This is a genomic window from Rickettsiella endosymbiont of Xylota segnis, assembly GCF_964019545.1.
In the GTDB taxonomy this organism is placed as follows: Bacteria; Pseudomonadota; Gammaproteobacteria; order Diplorickettsiales; family Diplorickettsiaceae; genus Aquirickettsiella.
In genome coordinates, this window is sequence record NZ_OZ026451.1 from 1,283,053 (window position 1) to 1,302,822 (window position 19,770).

The 19,770-nt window shown below is 34.3% G+C and carries 6 protein-coding genes; 3 read left to right on the top strand and 3 right to left on the bottom strand.

Annotated features, from left to right (window positions below; genetic code table 11):
- The first annotated feature begins 71 nt into the window (after positions 1-71).
- The 3 genes from pcnB to AACL18_RS05910 all read left to right on the top strand — a co-directional run bounded on the left by pcnB (position 72) and on the right by AACL18_RS05910 (position 3,886).
- A complete protein-coding gene (pcnB, locus tag AACL18_RS05900) occupies positions 72-1,295 on the top strand; it encodes a polynucleotide adenylyltransferase PcnB (protein WP_339051630.1) in 1,224 nt (407 codons plus the stop codon).
- Positions 1,292-2,896, top strand: a complete 1,605-nt coding sequence (gene pgi, locus AACL18_RS05905; protein ID WP_339049929.1) for a glucose-6-phosphate isomerase — start codon at positions 1,292-1,294, stop codon at positions 2,894-2,896. Before pcnB ends, pgi begins: the two co-directional genes overlap by 4 nt.
- A 111-nt stretch (positions 2,897-3,007) precedes the next feature.
- Entirely contained in the window at positions 3,008-3,886 is an 879-nt protein-coding gene (locus AACL18_RS05910; RefSeq protein WP_339049931.1) for an LOG family protein, read from the top strand.
- Positions 3,887-3,981: 95 nt separating this feature from the next.
- Here the strand turns inward: AACL18_RS05910 and AACL18_RS05915 are convergent, their stop codons facing one another.
- The 3 genes from AACL18_RS05915 to AACL18_RS05925 form a co-directional block, all read right to left on the bottom strand.
- Positions 3,982-5,049 (bottom strand): hypothetical protein, encoded by a 1,068-nt coding sequence (locus tag AACL18_RS05915; RefSeq protein WP_339049933.1) that lies wholly within the window; start codon positions 5,047-5,049, stop codon positions 3,982-3,984.
- A gap of 20 nt (positions 5,050-5,069) precedes the next feature.
- Positions 5,070-19,055, bottom strand: coding sequence for a hypothetical protein (locus AACL18_RS05920; RefSeq protein WP_339049934.1), 13,986 nt, complete (start codon positions 19,053-19,055; stop codon positions 5,070-5,072).
- Positions 19,056-19,279: 224 nt separating this feature from the next.
- Positions 19,280-19,762, bottom strand: a complete 483-nt coding sequence (locus AACL18_RS05925) for a hypothetical protein (RefSeq protein ID WP_339049936.1) — start codon at positions 19,760-19,762, stop codon at positions 19,280-19,282.
- Positions 19,763-19,770: the final 8 nt, after the last annotated feature.

Consider the following 19,770-nt stretch of genomic DNA (forward strand, 5'->3'; position numbering starts at 1 on the left):
TCCCCAAAAAAATAGCTCACCCACAAGCCCAAATTATCCCTAGGGCTGAACATACTATTTCACGCAAAGATATTAATCCTAATGCGCTCAAGGTTTTATATCGGCTGAATCAGCACAAATACAGTGCTTATTTAGTAGGTGGGTGTTTACGTGATATTTTACTCAAGCAAAAACCAAAAGACTTTGATATTGCCACCAATGCCAGTCCTGAAAATATCAAAAAACTTTTCCGTAATTGTTTATTGATTGGCAGACGCTTTCGTCTTGCGCATATACGCTTTGGCCGAGAAATCATTGAAGTCAGCACCTTTCGGGCACAAAGCAAAAAAAAATCCTTTAAACATCGTAAGATTGCCACACACGGTATGCTATTACGCGATAATGTTTACGGAACAATCGAAGAAGATGTTTGGCGACGAGATTTTACTATGAATGCGCTCTACTACAATATCGCTGATTTTTCTTTAGTCGATTATTGTGGTGGACTTGCCGATATACAAAATAAAATAGTACGAATTATTGGCGAGCCCCGATTGCGTTATCAAGAAGATCCCGTTCGAATATTACGGGCGATACGCTTTGCTAGCAAATTAGATTTTGAATTGGATCCGGCTACCGCAGAGCCCATACAAGAACTTGCACCCCTACTGCGTCATGTACCACCCGCTCGCTTATTTGAAGAAGTACTTAAACTTTTTCATCATGGCCAAGCTTTAAAAACCTATCAACTACTCCAGCAATATCAATTACTCAACGAATTATTTCCGCAAGCTAAACAAGACTCTCTAGACGACACGAACGACAAAATTCTAGAACTAGCCTGTGAAAATACTGATAAACGTATTCATCAAGGAAAAACCGTTTCCCCAGCATTTTTGTTTGCCGTGTTTTTATGGCCTAGCGTACAAAGCAAAGCCGAACAACTCATTACCCAACACACCCCCACATTTATTGCCTATCAACATGCAGTAAGTGATGCATTGAGCAAACAACAGAAATTAATTACCATCCCGCGCCGTTATAGTACTGCGATTCGTGAAATATGGGATTTACAATACCGATTATTACAACGACGTCCTTATATGCTGTATCGTTTAATAAATCATCCTCGCTTTCGCGCCGCTTATGATTTTTTATTATTACGTGCCGAAATCAAGGAAATAGATCCAAGTATCGCGAGCTGGTGGACTCACTTTTTAGAAGCGGACGATGAAACCAAGAAACAATTAATTCAAACCATCACGCAAACACCTCGAGGAACCAAACGCCCCAAAAAACGAGGAAGAACAATATGAATGGAATTGAACCCGGACTTACTCAGTCGGCTAGCTGGAAAAATTTAAACCAACATTTTTTGCTGATTAAAAAAACACCACTCGCAGAATTATTTCTAAGTGATCCGCTGCGCGCTAAAAAATTTACATTAACCGAAAAAAACTTACATTTTGATTATTCAAAAAATCCGATAGACGAAAAAACACTGACTTTGTTAACACAATTGGCAAACCATACTCATCTGAAAAAACAGATCAATGATTTATTTTCAGGCGCCTGTGTAAATATCACGCAACAACTCCCTGCCTTACACACGGCATTACGCGACCCTAGAAAATCTGGATTAATCGTGAATGGCGAAGATATCTTAGTCAAAATTCACGCTTGTTTAGATAAAATGCAACATTTTGCAGAACAAATACATCAACACCAATGGCTAAGCTTTAGCGGTAAAAAAATAACCGACGTTATCAATTTAGGTATAGGTGGATCAGATTTAGGTCCTTTAATGGCTGTCCATGCATTAAAGTCTTTCCAACAAAACTCATTACATTTTCATTTTATCTCACAAATCGACAACCGAACATTACAAAGCTTGTTAGAAAAAATTAACTTAGAAACCAGTTTATTTATTATTACCAGCAAATCCTTTAACACTTGTGAAACACTGTTGAATGCTTCTACATTGCTAAAACGATTTCAAGAAAAATTTAGCCCAGCATCGAGCAAACCACATTTTTTAGCCGTCACTAGTGAAGTTGAAAAAGCTATCGCATTCGGTATCGATCCTGAGTGTATATTTCCGCTCTGGGATTGGGTCGGTGGTCGTTATTCATTATGGTCTGCGGTTGGTCTACCCATTGTTTTAGCTATCGGTATGTTAAATTTCCGTGAATTGCTAAGCGGCGCACATGCTATGGATCAACATTTTTTTCAACAAGCTTGGTTATCTAATATGCCGGTGTTGTTAGGTCTATTGGGTATCTGGCAAGTCAATTTTTTTCAATCTTCAGCCCATGCAGTTTTACCTTACGATTCGGGTTTAAAGTATTTTCCAGCTTATTTACAGCAATTAGAGATGGAAAGTAATGGTAAATCGACACGCATCGATAGTGAACCCGTGGATTATCCCACCTGTCCGATTATTTTTGGTGACATTGGTTTAAATGCTCAACATGCGTTTAATCAATTGTTTCATCAAGGTACGGTCAATTTTTCAGCTGATTTTATTTGTACGTTGCGTGATCCTAAACTCAATATTCAGCATCATCAACATGTTATCGCTAGTGCTTTAAGTCAAAGTAAGGTCTTTATGGAAGGCTGCCACAGTGATATTAGCTATAAAAATTTACGCGGAAATCATGCCAATAATGTGCTGGCACTGAATGAATTGACTCCTTTTAGTTTAGGACAGTTGATTGCACTTTATGAACATAAAGTCTTTGTGCAAAGTGTCATCTGGCAAATTAATCCGTTTGATCAATGGGGCGTGGAATATGGAAAACAATTAAATAAAAAGATATTCCAAAATTTAAATAATCCTAGTCAGCAGATGCAGGCAAGTTTAGATTCTTCAACGCAGGCGCTGATTCAACTCTATAAACAGATTAATAGCCCGTAAAATATCTATAACAATTTGCTCTATTTCACCATAAATTAAAAGCATCTATTTATATTAGGCACACTCGTTGAGCGCTGATATACTTAACATTTAAACCACCAAGGTTAACGAATGGATATTGCAGATTCCAAGCCTTTTTCATCCGCAAAAGTCGAAGTTAAAAAACGTAACCGACAAAAAGTGGCCTGGCCAGCCTACGAACTGGCTTTTTTGGATCATGATTTTTTACTGCATAAATCATTACGTTCAGTACGTTTACAATTAGAATTGTTAAAACCAGAGCTCTCGCAACAAAAGCTAAAAATCGAATCCACTATTGTTGTATTTGGCAGCGCTCGCGTGATCGATCCGGAAGTGACCAAGCAACAACTTAAGCAAGTGCAACAAAAATTAAAACAGAATCCACAAAGCACTTCTGCCAAAAAAGAGGAAAAACTGCTAAAAAATCAACTCGAAAAAGGCAAATATTACGAAGAATCGCAACGTTTTAGTCAAATAGTCTCTGAAAAGTGTCAAAAAAATCGACGTCGACATTTCGTCATCGTCACTGGCGGTGGGCCTGGCATCATGGAAGCCGCCAACCGCGGCGCTCAGGATGTCAAAGCAAAAAGTATCGGTTTAAATATTGTGCTACCGCACGAACAAAGTCCAAATCCATATATTTCACCGGAGCTCTGTTTTCAATTCCATTATTTTGCAATCCGCAAAATGCATTTCTTGATCCGAGCTCGGGCATTAGTCTGCTTCCCTGGCGGTTACGGAACCCTAGATGAACTCTTTGAAGCCTTAACGCTGTTACAAACCAAAAAAATCAAACCCATTCCTTTATTACTATTTGGAAAAAAATATTGGTCGAAATTAATCGATTTCAATTTTCTAGTGAGTGAAGGCATGATCGATGCTAAAGACTTGAAATTTTTCCGTTTTGTTGAAACCGCAGAGCAAGCCTGGAAAATCATCGCCGAATTTTATAAGTTACCCATGAAATAAAATATGAGTTAATTTCATGGGCATTACAGATACCTTGCTCTATTTTTTACTCTCTATATACACTAGGATGTATCATGAAAGAGAAATAATCTTTCTTAACGGACCATGCCAGGGGATTGTGCATTATTATTTAAACTAAGCTCTGCTCGGCAATTACGTTGAAATTTGTTTTCTTTTTGCAATTCATCTGTTTGTTTTTTCCCTCCCATAGTAGGATATAAAATGTTATTTAAAGCTTGCCAAGGTTTATTTAACTTCCATGCCATAACAGAAGAATCTAAAGGACGTGGCCCCAGCACAGTCTGCAACTTCCCATCGTTACCTCGAGATTTAATTGAAAATGTAATATCTTCTGACTGAAGCGGTATATGATCTTTTTCTATTAATTTCTGGATTGCGGAAATCGTTCGAGTTTCATCGTCCTTGTTAATCATTTTAATTTGGATAAAAAATAAAAGTAATAAAGCAACTAAAGAAATTCTGTACTGAAAACCAGTTTCAGCTACTTTTTTTAAAATATCCGCGCGATCCGGTGGAATTTCTACGACTATATGAAGTTTCTCGCCTGGCTTTAAATTAGCTAGATTGTGTTTAATCTGTAAGCGTAAGTTATCAATATTAATTTTATAATCATAATCTATAGGATTCATTGGATCAGGAGAAAATGACTCAGGATCAAAAACTTTAGCGGTAAGATGCGCATCTGTTTTTTTATTTTTTAATTGTTCATGCTGCAAAGAAAGCTTCGCTTTATAAGTATTAATGGCATTCGGAGAAAAACCAGCTAATGAATCACACAATGGCTTAGTTTTTACATCAAAAGATTGAGCAAATTCTTCTTTTTGGTCTGGTTGAATATTGTCTCTTAAGCCTTCAATTAGTTTACTTTTAATTAATGTCAATTTATTTTGTAATTTTTGCTGAGCATCGACGACGTTCTCTCCTGTTTGAGGCCTACTTAAATGCTTGTTAGCCATCCCTGTAAGAACCTCACGATAAGCTTTTAATACATCCTCTTTCGCTTGCAATTGAATATTTTCATTTATATAGGCATCATTGCTAAAATCCAATTGCTGCTTAGCTTTACCAAGCAAAGCCTCTTTTATATCTTTAACTGCAGCTTGATGGGTTATTTGGATTTGATTTTTTTCTATTTCATTCATAATAAGCACCTCGCCTCTATTTATCTAGATTTAAGTAAAGGACTAGCTAAAGAACTAACTTTTTGTTTAGTAAGTTCTTTAATGTTATTGACTGTCGTACTACAACCCTCACGATCAAGCTTGAATAGGGCTGATTGTTCAGCTATTTTCTTATCTTTTAGTTTAACCTTTTCATTTGAAGAACACAAAATTTGCCGATCCGGATGCGTTAAATTATAAGCCTCAATCACTAATCGGTAATTATACTCACTTTTTTTATTACAATTATTTATACTGACCGTCACAACTGAGTCAGTAAATCGATTCATGACATCTAAAATTTGTGCTCTGGCAACATCTAAGGAAACCGCAGAAAACCAGCTTACTTTTTCATTTTGATATTCGAGTGTATTTTTTTCTCGCGCTATCGACCAGATTTTTTTCTCGTTTCCTAAATCCTGCTCATAACAGACTCTACCATTATCGGCAATTTCATTCTGTTTGTAAAAAGCGCCACCCTGAGCAGTCGCCGCTAAACCCGGGGAATTCTGAAAACTAGCGTTAGGTGAAAAAATTTCGCGACATTGTAAAGGTAAATAACTTTCACCAGGTTCATACCTTGATTCGAGCTTGCTTAGAGGCTCCTCTCGCTGCAACTTTAGCATAGTTTCAAATAGTTTTTGTTGCTGGGTTAACGCTTCGCGATACACGCTTATTTTTGCAATCAATCCATAGAAAACCCGCAGCTTATTTTCATATTTACTTCTGGCTTGTACATTTTTTATAAAATTTTTCTCAGAATTATTTTTAATTAATAGGATAAATTGCTTTAATTGATCCTTTGATAATCGAGCAACTGGGATCGCTTTTTGATTAACGTCATCAATCAGTTGTTTTAGTGGCGTAAAATAATCATTATAAGAGAATATCCAACGACTTTTTATCGCCTCTATGGCTGCCGCATTAATGGCGGTAATAATATGGTGCAACGTTTCCTTTTTTTCATCATCTAATTTATTACGAGTTAGTTTGTCATTAATTGTATTGAAATAATAATCCACTAATGAATCATCATTAAGGGCGATACTTTGTTCCTCCTCGCTACTAGTACTACCATTGTGAATACCACTATCATCGTCATTTTCTTCAGATGTTGGCCTAACCAGTAAATTTGGATAATCTGTTTCCAAGCAACTATCTATTTCCTTATAGCAATTTAATGCTACCGAAATTAACTGTTCTTTTAAGGCTTGGCGTTGGATTATTTCATCATTTAATTTTTCTTCAGATAAACTACTAATTACATAATGATCAAGTTTGGGAAATAATTGAATATTCTTTTCCTTAAACCAATTCGCAATAAAACCCTTTTCTTTATTATTTAATTCGAGTGATACATCGTGTTTTGTTTTTAACTGCAATCTTTCTTCTATCCATTCCTGAGAGTCCATTAAGGAGTATTTAGTTGCTTTCTCGTTTGAATTATCGTTTTGAAGGACTGAACTGGTTGAAGAGGTACTACTTTCAAGACTTTCGTCATCAGTGGAGTCTCTATTTTCAATGCCAACAGTTTGACAACGTATTATCTTACTTATCTCATAAATGTTATTTTCTGCATCATTTTCTTGATATTTTATATATGCTTGGCTGAAATTGAGTTGTTTCAATACGACACAAAATTCTTCTTGTGTATCGGTGTATTGTAATAAAATTAATTTTTGTAATTCCTCACTTGAAAAATTAAAATCGCTATCCATTAATTTTCTTTCTAGTTCACTCATAGATCCATTCTCCGATTTTTGTAATTGATCTTTAAAGTTAGAAGTAGCATTCAAAAGTTCTCTGGTTTTTTCTTCTAATTCTGCCTTTTCTTTTTCTAAATTTCCATTTTGTAATTTCAAATCTTGAATTTTTTGCTCTTGACTGCTGAGTTGTCCTGCTAAATTATTTTTTTCAGTGTTCAAATCATCTACACTTTCCTGTAAACCTTTTAGCTCAGTTTTCAATAATCCTATCGTATGAGCATGTTTATTAAGATCTTTCTCTGTCGTTAACTTTTCTAAATCCGTCTTTAATTCGTTTATTTCCAGTTCTTTTGCGGTCAACGCTGCTTCTTGTGTTTCCAGTTTCTTTCCTTGCTTTTCTATTTCAGCTTTTAATATCTCAGCCTTGCTTGCAGATTCAGCCAAATTATCTTTTAATTCGGTTTCTTTTTTTGAAAATTCTGCTATTTGCGTATTGAATTCTTTGATTTCCTCATTTAGCTTGTTTCTTTCTTCCAGCAGTTTACCTTTTGCTCCCTGAGAAAGTTTTTGTATAACTTCAATTTTTTCAGCAGATCGATTGGATTGTTCTGTTCCTAGACGACTGTAATCCTTGATAAGTTGGTCAACTCTTACTGCTAAATCATCTATATCAGTGTTCGCATGAGTTAGCTTTTCGTTAAGCGTCTTTATATGCTGCGTTTCTAATTCCTCAATCTTTGCTTTCTGTTCAGATTTTTGATCCACCGCTGCAGTGAATTCAGTTACTTTTCCTGCTAATGTTTCTCTCTCTTGCTTTAAGTATTTTCTCTTTTCTATTAAATTGTTATTTTCTAAATTAAATCCTTTTAGCTTTTGCTTTTGCGCACTGAATTGTTCTTCTAAGCTATTCTTTTCTGTATTCAAAGTGTCTACATTTCCATGTAATTTGTTCAACTCAGTTTGTAATGATTCTATCATATCAGTAAGTCCTTTGATTGCTTCCTCTGTCGTTAACGTTTCTAACTCTGTCTTTAATTTCTCGAGCTCATCCTCTTTTGCAGATAAATTCGTTTTATGTTTTTCAAGCTGTTCTTGCTTCGTCTCTATTTGTGTTTTTAATTCCTTTACCTCAGCTTCTGATTTATTCAAATTAGCTGCTAAACTAGCCTCAGCTCTTTGATATTCTGTTAATTTCGTATTGAACTTTCTTATTTCCTCATTTAAAGCATTTTCGTTTTCTAACAACGCATCTTCTGATTTCTGAGAAAGTTCTTTTATAGCATCAATTTTTTGAGTAGATCGACTAGCTTGTTCTGTTGTTAGGCTTTCGTATCCACTAACAAGTTGTTGAACTCTTACTATTAAATCATCCAAATCCTTGTTTGCTTGAGCAATATTTCCTTTTACTGCTTTCACAAGATTTCTTTCTACCTGGCCAATCTTTACTTCCTGTTTAGATTTGTTATCCACCGCTGCAGAAAATTCTTTTGTTTTTTCTACTAACTCTGTTTTATCTTTCTCTAAGTTTACTCTCTCATCTGCTAACTTTTGATTTTCTGAATTAAACCCTTCAAATTTTTGTTCTTGTTCGCTGAGTTGTCTTGCTAAGCTGTCTTTTGCAGTATTTAAATCATCTACACTTTCCTGTAAACTTTTTAGCGCATTTTCCAATGACATTATTTTCTGAGCATGTTCTATAAGCTGATCATCGGTGGTTAATCTCTCTAATTCCGTCTTTAATTCCTTTATCTCTCTCTCTTTTGCAGTCAATTGCTTTGTTTGCGTTTTAATTTTTTCTCCATGCTGTTCTATTTCAGTTTTTAATGCTGATACCTCGGTTGCAGATTCAGCCAATTCAACCTTTAATTCAGTTTCTTTTTCTAAAAATACTTTTAATTTGTTATTAAACCCTTTTATTTTTCCATCTAAATTGTTTTTACTTTGCAGCAATTCACCTTCTGCTTCCTGCAAAAGTTCTTCTATGCGTAAAAACTTTTGTGCAGATCGTCTGGACTGCTTTGCTTTTAAGCTTTCGTATCCATTTACAAGTTGATCAACTTTTCCTATTAAGATATCCATGTTAGCTTGATTAAGTTTTCCTGTAATCGCCTTTAAAATATTTTCTTCTAACTGGCTAATCTTTACTTCCTGTTTAGATTTGTTATCCACCGCTGTAGAAAATTCTTTTACTTTTCCTTCTAATTGCGTTTTATCTTTTTCTAAGTTTGTTTTCTCACCTGCTAACTTTTGATTTTCTGAATTTAACTCTAGAAGTTTTTGCTCTTGAGTGCTGAGTTGTCCTGCTAAGCTGTCCTTTGCAGTATTTAAATTATTTACAATCTTCTGTAAATTCATTAGCTCATTTTCCAACTGAATTATTTCCTGAGCATGTTGTTTGAGCTCATCATCACTGATTACTTGACTTAACTTTGCCTTTGATTCTTTTAACTGTTCTTCTTTTACAGTCAATTGCTTTGTTTGCGTTTTGAGTTTTTCTCCATGCTGTTCTATTTCAGTTTTTAATGCTGCTACCTCAGCTTCAGATTCAGCCAAATTATGTTTTAATTCAGTTTCTTTTTCTAAAAATCCTTTTAATTTGTTATTAAACCCTTTTATTTTTTCATCTAAATCGTTTTTACTTTGCAGCAATTCACCTTCTGCTTCCTGAGAAAGTTCTTCTATGCGTAAAAACTTTTGCGCAGATCGTTTGGACTGTTCTGCTTTCAGGCTTTCGTATTCATTGACAAGTTGATCAACTTTTTCTATTAGGATACCCATGTTAGCCTGATTAAGTTTTCCTCTAATTGCCTTTACAAGATTTCCTTCTAACTGGCCAAGCTTTACTTCCTGTTCAGCTTTTTCATCAACCGCTGCAATAAATTCTTTTGTTTTTTCTACTAATTCTGTTTTATCTTTCTCTAAGTTTACTCTCTCACCTGCTAACTTTTGATTTTCTGAATTAAACCCTTCAAATTTTTGCTCTTGAGTGCTGAGTTGTCCTGCTAAGCTGTCCTTTTTATTTTTTAAGCTTCCTACACTATTTTGTAAATCCCTTAGCTCATTTTCCAATGACACTATTTTCTGAGCATGTTCTATAAGCTGATCATCGGTGGTTAATCTCTCTAATTCCGTCTTTAATTCCTTTATCTCTCTCTCTTTTGCAGTCAATTGCTTTGTTTGCGTTTTAATTTTTTCTCCATGCTGTTCTATTTCAGTTTTTAATGCTGATACCTCGGTTGCAGATTCAGCCAATTCAACCTTTAATTCAGTTTCTTTTTCTAAAAATACTTTTAATTTGTTATTAAACCCTTTTATTTTTCCATCTAAATTGTTTTTACTTTGCAGCAATTCACCTTCTGCTTCCTGTGATAGTTCTTCAATAAATTCAATTCCTTGAGTAGATCGATTAGCTTGCTCTATTATTAGGTTTTCGTATTCATCAGCAACTGTAACGACTTTTCCTAATAAATCATCTAAATTTGCGTTTTTAAGACTTTCCTCAACGGTTGGTATAGTCTTCGTCGCTACATTTGAAAATTCTTTAAATTTTTCTAGAGTTTTAGCTAATAAATCTAAACTTTGTTTGATGGTAAGCAAACTATTATCACACTGATTAACTAACTCAATTAATTGTTTGCATGAGGACAAACCTTCTTTAGATAGTTGCAAAAGTAGTGCTCCAAGAGCAGACACGTTCACATCGACTATTCCCTTCTGATCTAATTCTTTGGGTTGCAGCGCTTGCAAAAATACCACCATGAATAGCTCAAATAATTGAGTATTACCAATATCGTTTGCATTTTGAATAACTAAATCAATAAAGGTCAGTACTCTTCTTGTTAAGAACGGTAAGTCCTGCGTGATCCTCTGTAACATGCCATCAATCTTATTACTACAATCGAATTTAAGTAATTTACAAAAATCTTGTTTTGCAAAAAGAAGTTTCACCGCTTCCAATTGGTCAAGATTTAGTGATTTTTTTTCTATCTGATTTAGTAAAATAGTAAATAATTCACTGTATTGACCCGCATTGGTATAAGACATCAAATTCAATGTTATATCCGCAACAATCTGTCGCTTTTTTAATGTTTCTTCAGAAAGCCCTTTATCAGTTAATACAACATGTTCCAGTAATTGTTTTAATAAATTAAATTTAATTTCAAATTGATCACTAGTATTTTTATCAAGCAAAGTTTCCAAAAATACACAGCTACTAGCGAGAGGAAACAATCGACCCTTTTCAGAACAAAGCAATTTAATAATATCCTGTTTGTGGCGCTGTAAATTATCTGCTTCTGATTGGCTGATGGCATCAATCAGTGCATAAAATTGCTCCAGTTCTTTCTCATTTGGCATATCAGCCATAAATACATCTTGTAAAGCAGAATTGTTAATAATTTTATTAGAAACCCATTGGGACCAATCAGTTAATTTCGAAAAAAATTCATTTACTAGTTCACTATTGGCTTCATTCTGATGATGAGCTGCACGTTTATCACTCACTTCCGGCGGCATCTCATTTAATTGAGCAAGCGTGAGATATTCCTTTGAAAAATCAAATCCACTCGAATAATTAACTTTTCTACAAAATTCAAACCAAAGATCTTTAGCTAAATTGACATACTGATTATAGCTATCAATATTATCTTTTTTTACTGCGTTGTTATTATCATCTGCTAATCGATTACGCCATTTTTCATCTAATTGTTTAAATAAATACGATCTGGGTTGCTGAACAGTTGTATTGCTTTTAATTTTAATAATCTGTTTTAGTTCATTAGATAATCTTGACAGAAGTGCTTCTTTGGCGCTAGTAAATTGATTTTCCCTGTTTTTTAGGATGTTACTAGCTTGTGTTACTACTTCGACGATAATGGCTTTATCTTTAGCATTTAACCAAGGAATCTCTTGATTTTTCCATTGCAAAGACTGTTCTCTATTCGTAATCTTTTGTCGAGCATAGCTCTCCCAATTAGTAATCAATTCTGATTCAGCTTTTTTAAGTTCGTCATATTTTTCTGACACTGATCCATAGTTATAAATACTCACCGCACTACCCGCTTGGCCATTCCGTGCTGCGCGACCAATCGCTTGTTTTTCATCACGTCGATTCGATAATTGATCAGCGTCGGTATAAACTAAGATAACTTTTAAGCCATCAGCTACCTCGGTTCTAATATCCGTACCTCGTTGCAGTCGTGAACTAAGTGTCACTTTACCTGACTGTCCAGCTTCATTAACTATCTCTTGCTCAGATTTTTGTTTTGCATTGGTATCCTCCACTAATGTTAAACCTGATTGTCTCCCTAACTCTTTTGCTTGCAATTTTCGATAGACTTCTGATACCACCTGATCATTATCCAAAAGAATTAATATCGGCTGATTTTTATACGAATTTGAAATCTGTTTAGTAATGGCCGTTATAAGCGCATTGTCGTCCTCAGCATAAACGTTGGGTAATAGTGTTAATTTCGATGGCTGATGACTGGTGGTTTTAAAAATCTTGTTAATACCAAACTGGCTATTAATTTGTTCACGCTCACGCTTATTTCCAGCAGTGGCGGTCATTCCTATTAATTTTTCATAGTTCAGCAAAGATTGTTCAGCATTTTCTGATAATACTAACGGAGCGATAGGTTCAACAAAAAAATCAGGCGCTTCACTTCTTTTTTTACTTTCTTCATTGAGAAGTGTATGTAGAGCATACTGGACATCATAAGTTGAACCGGGTTGCAATTGGTTTTTATCAATAACCATGGCAAATTTTTTGTGATAAATCTGTCCGTTTATATCTATTTCACAAGGAACAATACAATAATGCTCGTTTTCTTTTAAACTGGCTGCGGCATGCATATCCAACAGTAATTCCGCAAGCTTATCTACAGTTTTTTCGTCGGGTTGTTGCAAATGATAGTCATTAACAAAGGTCGATGCTTTGGGTGCTTTATGGCTTTCTGCCAGTATGGCTTGCAATAAAGGATCCAGGTGATCTTTTGTATTAATTTTATCAAGTTTTAAAGGAACGATTTTCTCTAAATAATACGTCGCAATTATTTCATAAACCCAGACATCATAATTAAATCGATCTTTCCCTGCATCTGCATAACGAAACACGGTTTTTTCATCAAAAAAATGATAGTCTGCCTCATCCAAAACTGCATAGCGATTTTTTTTGTTATGAATAATGCCATCATTCACTAACCAACGTTGACGATTAACTGTCAAATTACCGAGTGTTGAATAATTGACACCACCTTTTTCTCTTTGAATTTCCTTGTAATCCGTTTGTGATGAAGACTGATGGATATAACTACTATCTATTAATGCTTTAAGATAAGCTGCTTTAGCTTCCTGATGATCCCGTTCAGAAAGAGCGGATTTAGAACTTAAGTTATCTATGGTTATCTTTTTTAAAGCGAGATAAATATTCCAACTTAAGGAAATAAGACTTTTACCTTGACCGGTGGGGACTTGCAGAATTAAATTTTCATCATCATGGATCAGTGCATACAACAATACCAGCATCTGTGTATCATTCAGCCATTTTCCTGTCTGACGTAATAGCAGCTCACGAATGACTACTAACTTTCTTGCCTTTAGCCAATCATTTTTTGAATCAGTTATTAGTTCCTTACCGAATTTATGTAACTTGATTACCAATTCATCGGTTTTCTTTGCAGCCAGATTGTGTTCTTTACTGTGCGTATTTGCAAAACAAAAAAGCGTGCTGAGATGTTGTTTTTCTTCAGTAGTGAGTGCTCTCTCTCCTTTTAATTTAAAACTCGCTATGACTCTTTTAATGTTGTCTTTATCATCATCACTTTCACCGTAGCTACGTTTGTCTTCCTTTGCATAAATAGTTTCAAAATAATGTAATAAGTTATCTATATTTCCTAAAGCATTTTTGTGGCTTTTAGCATAATCAAGTAAAAACTGAAGCGTTGGTTTCGGTGTTTGTTGATAATAATCAGCTAATGTTTTCAATTCTTTAGCTTCAAGATTCTCCAACAAAGAAGTTAATTGTTGAGCTTGCTCAAACCACTTTTCACTATTTTCTGCTTGATCAATCGCTTGCAGCAAAATAACCCGCTGCTCAATTGATGAATCTTTATATTTTCCATTAAATTTATTGAAAAAATCTGTTGATCCAAATTTTTTTAAGCTTAACTGCAATAAAATTGTCAAACTTTGTTGCCATAATTCAGTTTTATCCTGAGCTAATTTTTTAAGATCCGAAATAAGTTTATTTTTATTTTTTTCATCTTTGTTTTCAGCGACAGCTGATTGAATAAGCGCTAAATAATTCAACCAGTTTTTTGAGTCTTTTTGTTGAATTAAAAATTCTATGCAATCGCTAAAATATTTAACATCATTTAACGCGAAATCTACACACGATGATTTTTGCTTCGGACTTAAGGAACTATTGTGCAATTTACCAATAGCCGATAAAACTTCCTTATTCTCTTCACTTTTTAATAAGGCTAAATTGTTATTAGCTAATGTCGATTTATCATTTTGGCGTTCTTTATCAAAAAGTTTTTCCAGTGTATTAATAGGGAAAAACTGCTCTAAAATATTATTACTGTTTGCTGGTAATAATGTCTCTAAAACAGCTTGTAATTGCGGTAAGCTAATGGCGGTTTTTTCAAAATGAGTATTAAGCAACACATTAACAACAGGGGTTAATTCGTCAAAATAATCCTTTTCCGTGAGTTGTAAGATTTTTTTCTTAAATAATGTCAGATCCATTCCTTCATTGGGTACAGCTAAACAGTTCAAAAGTTTACGAAGAATGGACACATGTTGGTCGCGATGCGCGTTTGATAAATTTCCTTTGATTACTCGTATGAAATCGTTAATTTCATTTGAAGTTAGCTTTCTTAAATCGGCATCTTGTAAACGAATAAAACAATGCGCACTGGTTTTTTTGATGAACTTACGACGCAAACTGATGGCTTGCTCCTCTGTACGCGCTTTAGAAATGTCTTGAATAATACCATTAATTTGGTTTATATCAGGCAGTTTATAGCCCTTTTTAAATTCTGAGAAATCAATAGAATCCAGTTGTATAAATAATAATTTAACTTCAGATTTATTGTTTGCTTGTTTAACTGAATCATTCAAGTCCTTGATTAGATAATTATTATCATAGGAATGAGCAACCCAACCTAGTGTTGTTAACAGCACTGAATCTAAAGGAATCTCATTTTTTATAAGAAATTCATAATAGTCTTCGAGTGTTAATTGGTTTTTATTAGCAGCAAATTGACTTTTAGAAAAATCTAGCACATGACTTGAGCTGTTCAATAAATCAAGCGTAAAGCTGTCTGATAGATTCTTTTTTTGCAAAGCTTGATAGAGCGTTAGCAATTGCTTGAAGTCAAAATGAAGCGATCTTGATTCTTTGTTATCCCAATCGATCAATGAATTTAATCGACTTAAAAATGCAGAAAAATCATTATCATTTAATTGTTGATTGGCTAAGCTATTAAAATAAGTTAATAATGTATTATCCTCTATTTTATTAACACCCTGTGTCGTGCAGGCTAATAAACAACGGACTAAATTATCTTTAGCCTTGATAGAAATTTCTCTTGTATTGATGTTTTCAAAAAATTTGATATACAGATCGAGTTGTTGCTGCGTCACATTGGGTAGACGTTGAACAAAGCGTATTGCTCGCGTCTGCCAGGCTTCTTGTTCTGATATTAATACCTTCATCTCCGGAATATAAGTGCCGCCAGTCGTAGAGTATTGGAATTTACTGAGATGGGCATTTATAGAGGCATCGGGTTGTCCGATAATATTAATGCCTTCATGAATCACGGCATAATAAACACCTGATTGAGTCCAATCCAATTGGTCGAGGTTATTTAATACGCATTGCTGATTTTTCAAGGATTCAGCCATATTTTCACAGGATTGTAAAACTAGTAGCACACGCTCCAACAAAACAGGTATATGCAAAGAATCTTGCTTTGCTAATAAACGTTTTAATGAATCTGAATTAAAAACCAAACCACTTTTTTTATTTATCTCTAGGTAGTCTGTAAAAGATCTAAATGCATTCCAGAGTGAGGAAAAGCGTGAATAACCGACTGAAATAAAATGTTTTTCAACAAGATTCCGCCACAAAATACTATGTTCAGGGTTTTTTAGATTATTTACACAATCAACAATAGCATTGACTTCGGCTTCTTCTAACAATTCCGATAAATTAACCGCTGGATTAACAAAGTATTCTTTCCAATGAGTAAAAAATAGGTGGTCTTTCTCATAGATGGCTTGTGCCAGTTTAAAAAAGGCTGATGCATCGCGTGTAAGTTGTTTTGGACAGCCATAATGATAGAATAACTGACCTAAAGCTTTGAAATTCTTATTGGTTAAAATAGAGGTAAATGAGTCAATAAATTCATTAGATAAAATCTGATTACTTTCTTTCAGATTAGAAGTGCGCAGCCAAGTATTTAGGGAGGCGCGTAAATCAGCATTAGATTCTTCTTCTAAATTTTTCCAGCAGACTTCCTGAAGTTTCTTATTGTTTATCTGGTCAAATAGTCGATAATCCCCTTCGCAATTCTCTACCGCCGGCATAGGGTCTGTTATTTTCAGTGTAAAGGGATTAAGCGATTTTAGATCCTGGGAAGCAGTGTAAGTTAAATCTTTTTGTTCTTTTTCAGCAGAAAAATCTAAAATGAGACTATTGTCCTGTCCCAGCAAAACAGTAAAACCAGCGGGTGGGTTATTTAAAGTAAATGAAAAGCTAAAATGCCTAGCATTCTCCATGATCTTTCTAAGAGCTGCTTCTGTCAGTTTCCCAATGATCTGTTTAGCATCCAGCGAACTACCTACCCATTGATTAAATAATGTCTCCAAATCAGGAATATTTTTTTCTCCACTTCTTTCTAAAGATTCTTTTAATTTATTTAAACTAAGCTGCCATTCGTTGCTTTGACATCTAATCTGAATATCTTTGCGGGTAATCAGCTGAGTTTCATCGCCTGTGAAAAGCTTAGATTGTGGCTTCGGTAACGGTTGCTGTTGCTGTTGCTGTTGCTGTTGCTGCTGTTGTTGTTGCTGCTGCTGTTGCTGTTGTTGTTGTTGCTGCTGCTGCAAACCCACATTAGCCGTTAACGGCCAGCTTCTATTTCCGGGTAATCCCGAATGATTTTTTTCTAAACGAGTCAGTTTTAAGTTTTCTATATTCTCAGTATTTTTTTGCAAAACAGACAAACGAGCACTATGTCGATTAGCTAATACTGCATTTTGTAATTCCTTATAGATAGCTATAATTTTGGTCTTTTCCTGAGAAGGTTTTTCCAGCTCTGGAATACTAATCTGTGTTGTGATCGAATTATCCGCTGTAACATCAATTTTAAGCTTATTAAGTAAGTCTACGTGATGTTGAATTTTTGCATTAAAATGGTGCAACGTGAATTGTTTATCTAATTGCGAGTTATTATCTATCGCATTTAATAAACTAAGAATATTGCTTATATTTTCATTATCTAAGTTTTTCTCGGGTAAAATAATTCCAAAACAATGGAACAAAGGTAATTTTACAGATTGCTTACAGAATTGCTTTAATTCGTTATACAGAATCGCAGTTAAATCAGCTCGATTCTGACTAGCGTCCAGATCAAAACTGACGTCAAGAGCTAAGGATTCAGAACCTGCTTTTTCGCGTAATAGTTTAAATAAAGCCGTTAAACCTGCTTCGCCCATTTGTGCTAATTGCATCAAATGCCATAATTCAGGTGAAATATTATTTGTTTCGTTAAATTTAGGATCCCAATTACTAGCAGCCCAACTTGCTTTTTCCTGAATATAATCCCTTACAGTTATGGATTTGTTGTTTAGCAATGGATAGAGATATAGAGCGGTGTCATCCCAAAGTCCTGCGCGGGCTGCAGATGAAGCGTATTTTTGTTGACTCGACTCTGGCAAATTGGCATCTAGAAATCGGTTTCTAACAGTACAATTTTCTGCGCAAATACAATATTCTTGTAAATTTTTATCATTTTGACATTTTTCTGTCTTGATGGTAATTTTTTGAATAAAAGGATCATTTGTATGAAGTTCACGCAGTAACTCATATCCGTCATCATTTATAGAAAAGTCATTCTTTAGATCAAGAACCACGGTTGGGAGGGTATTTGGTGTCAATCCATCAATTAACTCTTTAACAGAGGATACCGATAATGTTAGTACTCCACTGAGTTCAGCTTCAATCTTGGTCTTTAAATCAGTATATTGCTGCTTTAAGTCTTCAAGTTCTTTTTCTATTCCTAACTGAGTATTTTGCTCTGCAAGTTTAATAAAAATTTCTTCTATAGATTGTAAATTTTTTTGTATTTTCTTTTGCAGGCTCTGCAGGAGTCCCTGCTTTCCAGTTGAATTAGTATTAGCTCTAGCTTCTTCAAAATTTTTATGTATCTCTGAGAGCTGGTTCTGACATTCAAGAAATCTTGCTTTTAGTTGCTTAATTTCTTGATCTTTTCGTTCCTTTTCTTTATTTAATTCTGTTTTATTTGCTCCTATTAGTTGATTTAATGCAGTTTCAACCTTAGTTTTAAAACTATTGAAGTCATCAATTTTTTCAAAATCAGTTAAAGTAGGGGGTCTATCTTTTATATTTAGATTTTTTTTAATTTCTTTACTTAAAAGATTTTTTATTTTCTCCTTAAGATCTTCATTTATAAAATATTCTGCAAATTCTTTATCTACAATTTCTTTTATAACTAAAAATCTTAATACAGAAGTAATATGAAGCATTGTTCTGTAATAATTATTAATTAAAAACTGAAGTCTATCAGAGGGGAGAGATTCTTTTGATTCCTTCTTAAGAGCTTTAATACAAATATTTTTAAAATCTTTCTTGAGCGTATTCAAAGCTGTTTGTTTATTTCTTTTTATAGCAATGTTATTAGTATCCGAATTAAGATCTAATATTTCATTGCATCCTCCCACTTGCTTAGTAAAACTGTCATGCTGGTCACTTGTAAGTCTTATTGCCTGCGAGTTCGATATGGAAGACTTTGCAGTTTGTGTAAAATCTTTCAAATCTTCCATGGACTTTGATGCATCTTCCAAAAAACTAGCTTCAAACACACCCTTAATGGGAGGGTTTTTCTTCCAGAAATCATTAACTTCAGACTTATTATTCTCAGTAAGAAACTTTTTATTATTTTTAAGAAATTCTTGAATAATTCCAATCTCTGATTCAATTATTTTAGGTTTAACTTCTGATTCATTTGTTGTAGCTTTTATAGAACCTGGCATAATAGCGCTTCCTTAAATGGAAAGTCTTTTTATTTTTATTGGTTAAATTTTCCCACATTTATTTTACAAAATAAATATTAAACTTTTATTAAATACAGAAAAATTTTTTACATAAAAAAAATAGCTGGAACGGTTCGAGAAGCTAAAAAAAGGGAAAATTAGGGGTTTTTCAGAAAAAAATGGTTGATGGTCCTCAAAGGAGCCATTAAATAGTGTATTATGCTCTACAATCGAAATCGCAAGACTTTTTCTTTGGGATCGGGTTTAAAATTAATTACTTTAATTGCTTTATTTTCGCATTCAATCCAGCCAAAACGTTTCGCAGCAGCAAGCCCATCTATTTTAACCCGCTTAGCGCCGCGCTGAACTAGTAGATCGATCATAGCACCTACCGTCGTTAAGAGTCGACCGGTTGTATAACTTCCATAGAGTTTACCGGGAGAAGTTTTTAATAGGGTTCCATAATCAAAAATTGGATAACCTTTCTCAACTTGAATAATGTCGGGCAGTGTCAGCAACGTCCCGCTTTCTCCTCCATCGCTATCCTCATGAGTTTCTACTATGGAAACTTCAAAATAGCCCCATAGCAATAACAAAAACAAATGAGCTTGTTCAGAATTTATGGGGTTATCGATAAGTCCAGCAACCTGACTCAATAACTCATCTATGTTTAAATTAATTTTATCAATTTCATTATTGTTAGTCATTGAGTTCA

What these genes read in the sequence shown, in the direction of transcription:
- pgi (WP_339049929.1), top strand. Translation starts at nt 1,292, where the DNA reads ATGAATGGAATTGAACCCGGACTTACTCAGTCGGCTAGCTGGAAAAAT.
- AACL18_RS05910 (WP_339049931.1), top strand. Translation starts at nt 3,008, where the DNA reads ATGGATATTGCAGATTCCAAGCCTTTTTCATCCGCAAAAGTCGAAGTT.
- AACL18_RS05915 (WP_339049933.1), bottom strand. Translation starts at nt 5,049, where the DNA reads ATGAATGAAATAGAAAAAAATCAAATCCAAATAACCCATCAAGCTGCA.
- AACL18_RS05920 (WP_339049934.1), bottom strand. Translation starts at nt 19,055, where the DNA reads ATGCCAGGTTCTATAAAAGCTACAACAAATGAATCAGAAGTTAAACCT.
- AACL18_RS05925 (WP_339049936.1), bottom strand. Translation starts at nt 19,762, where the DNA reads ATGACTAACAATAATGAAATTGATAAAATTAATTTAAACATAGATGAG.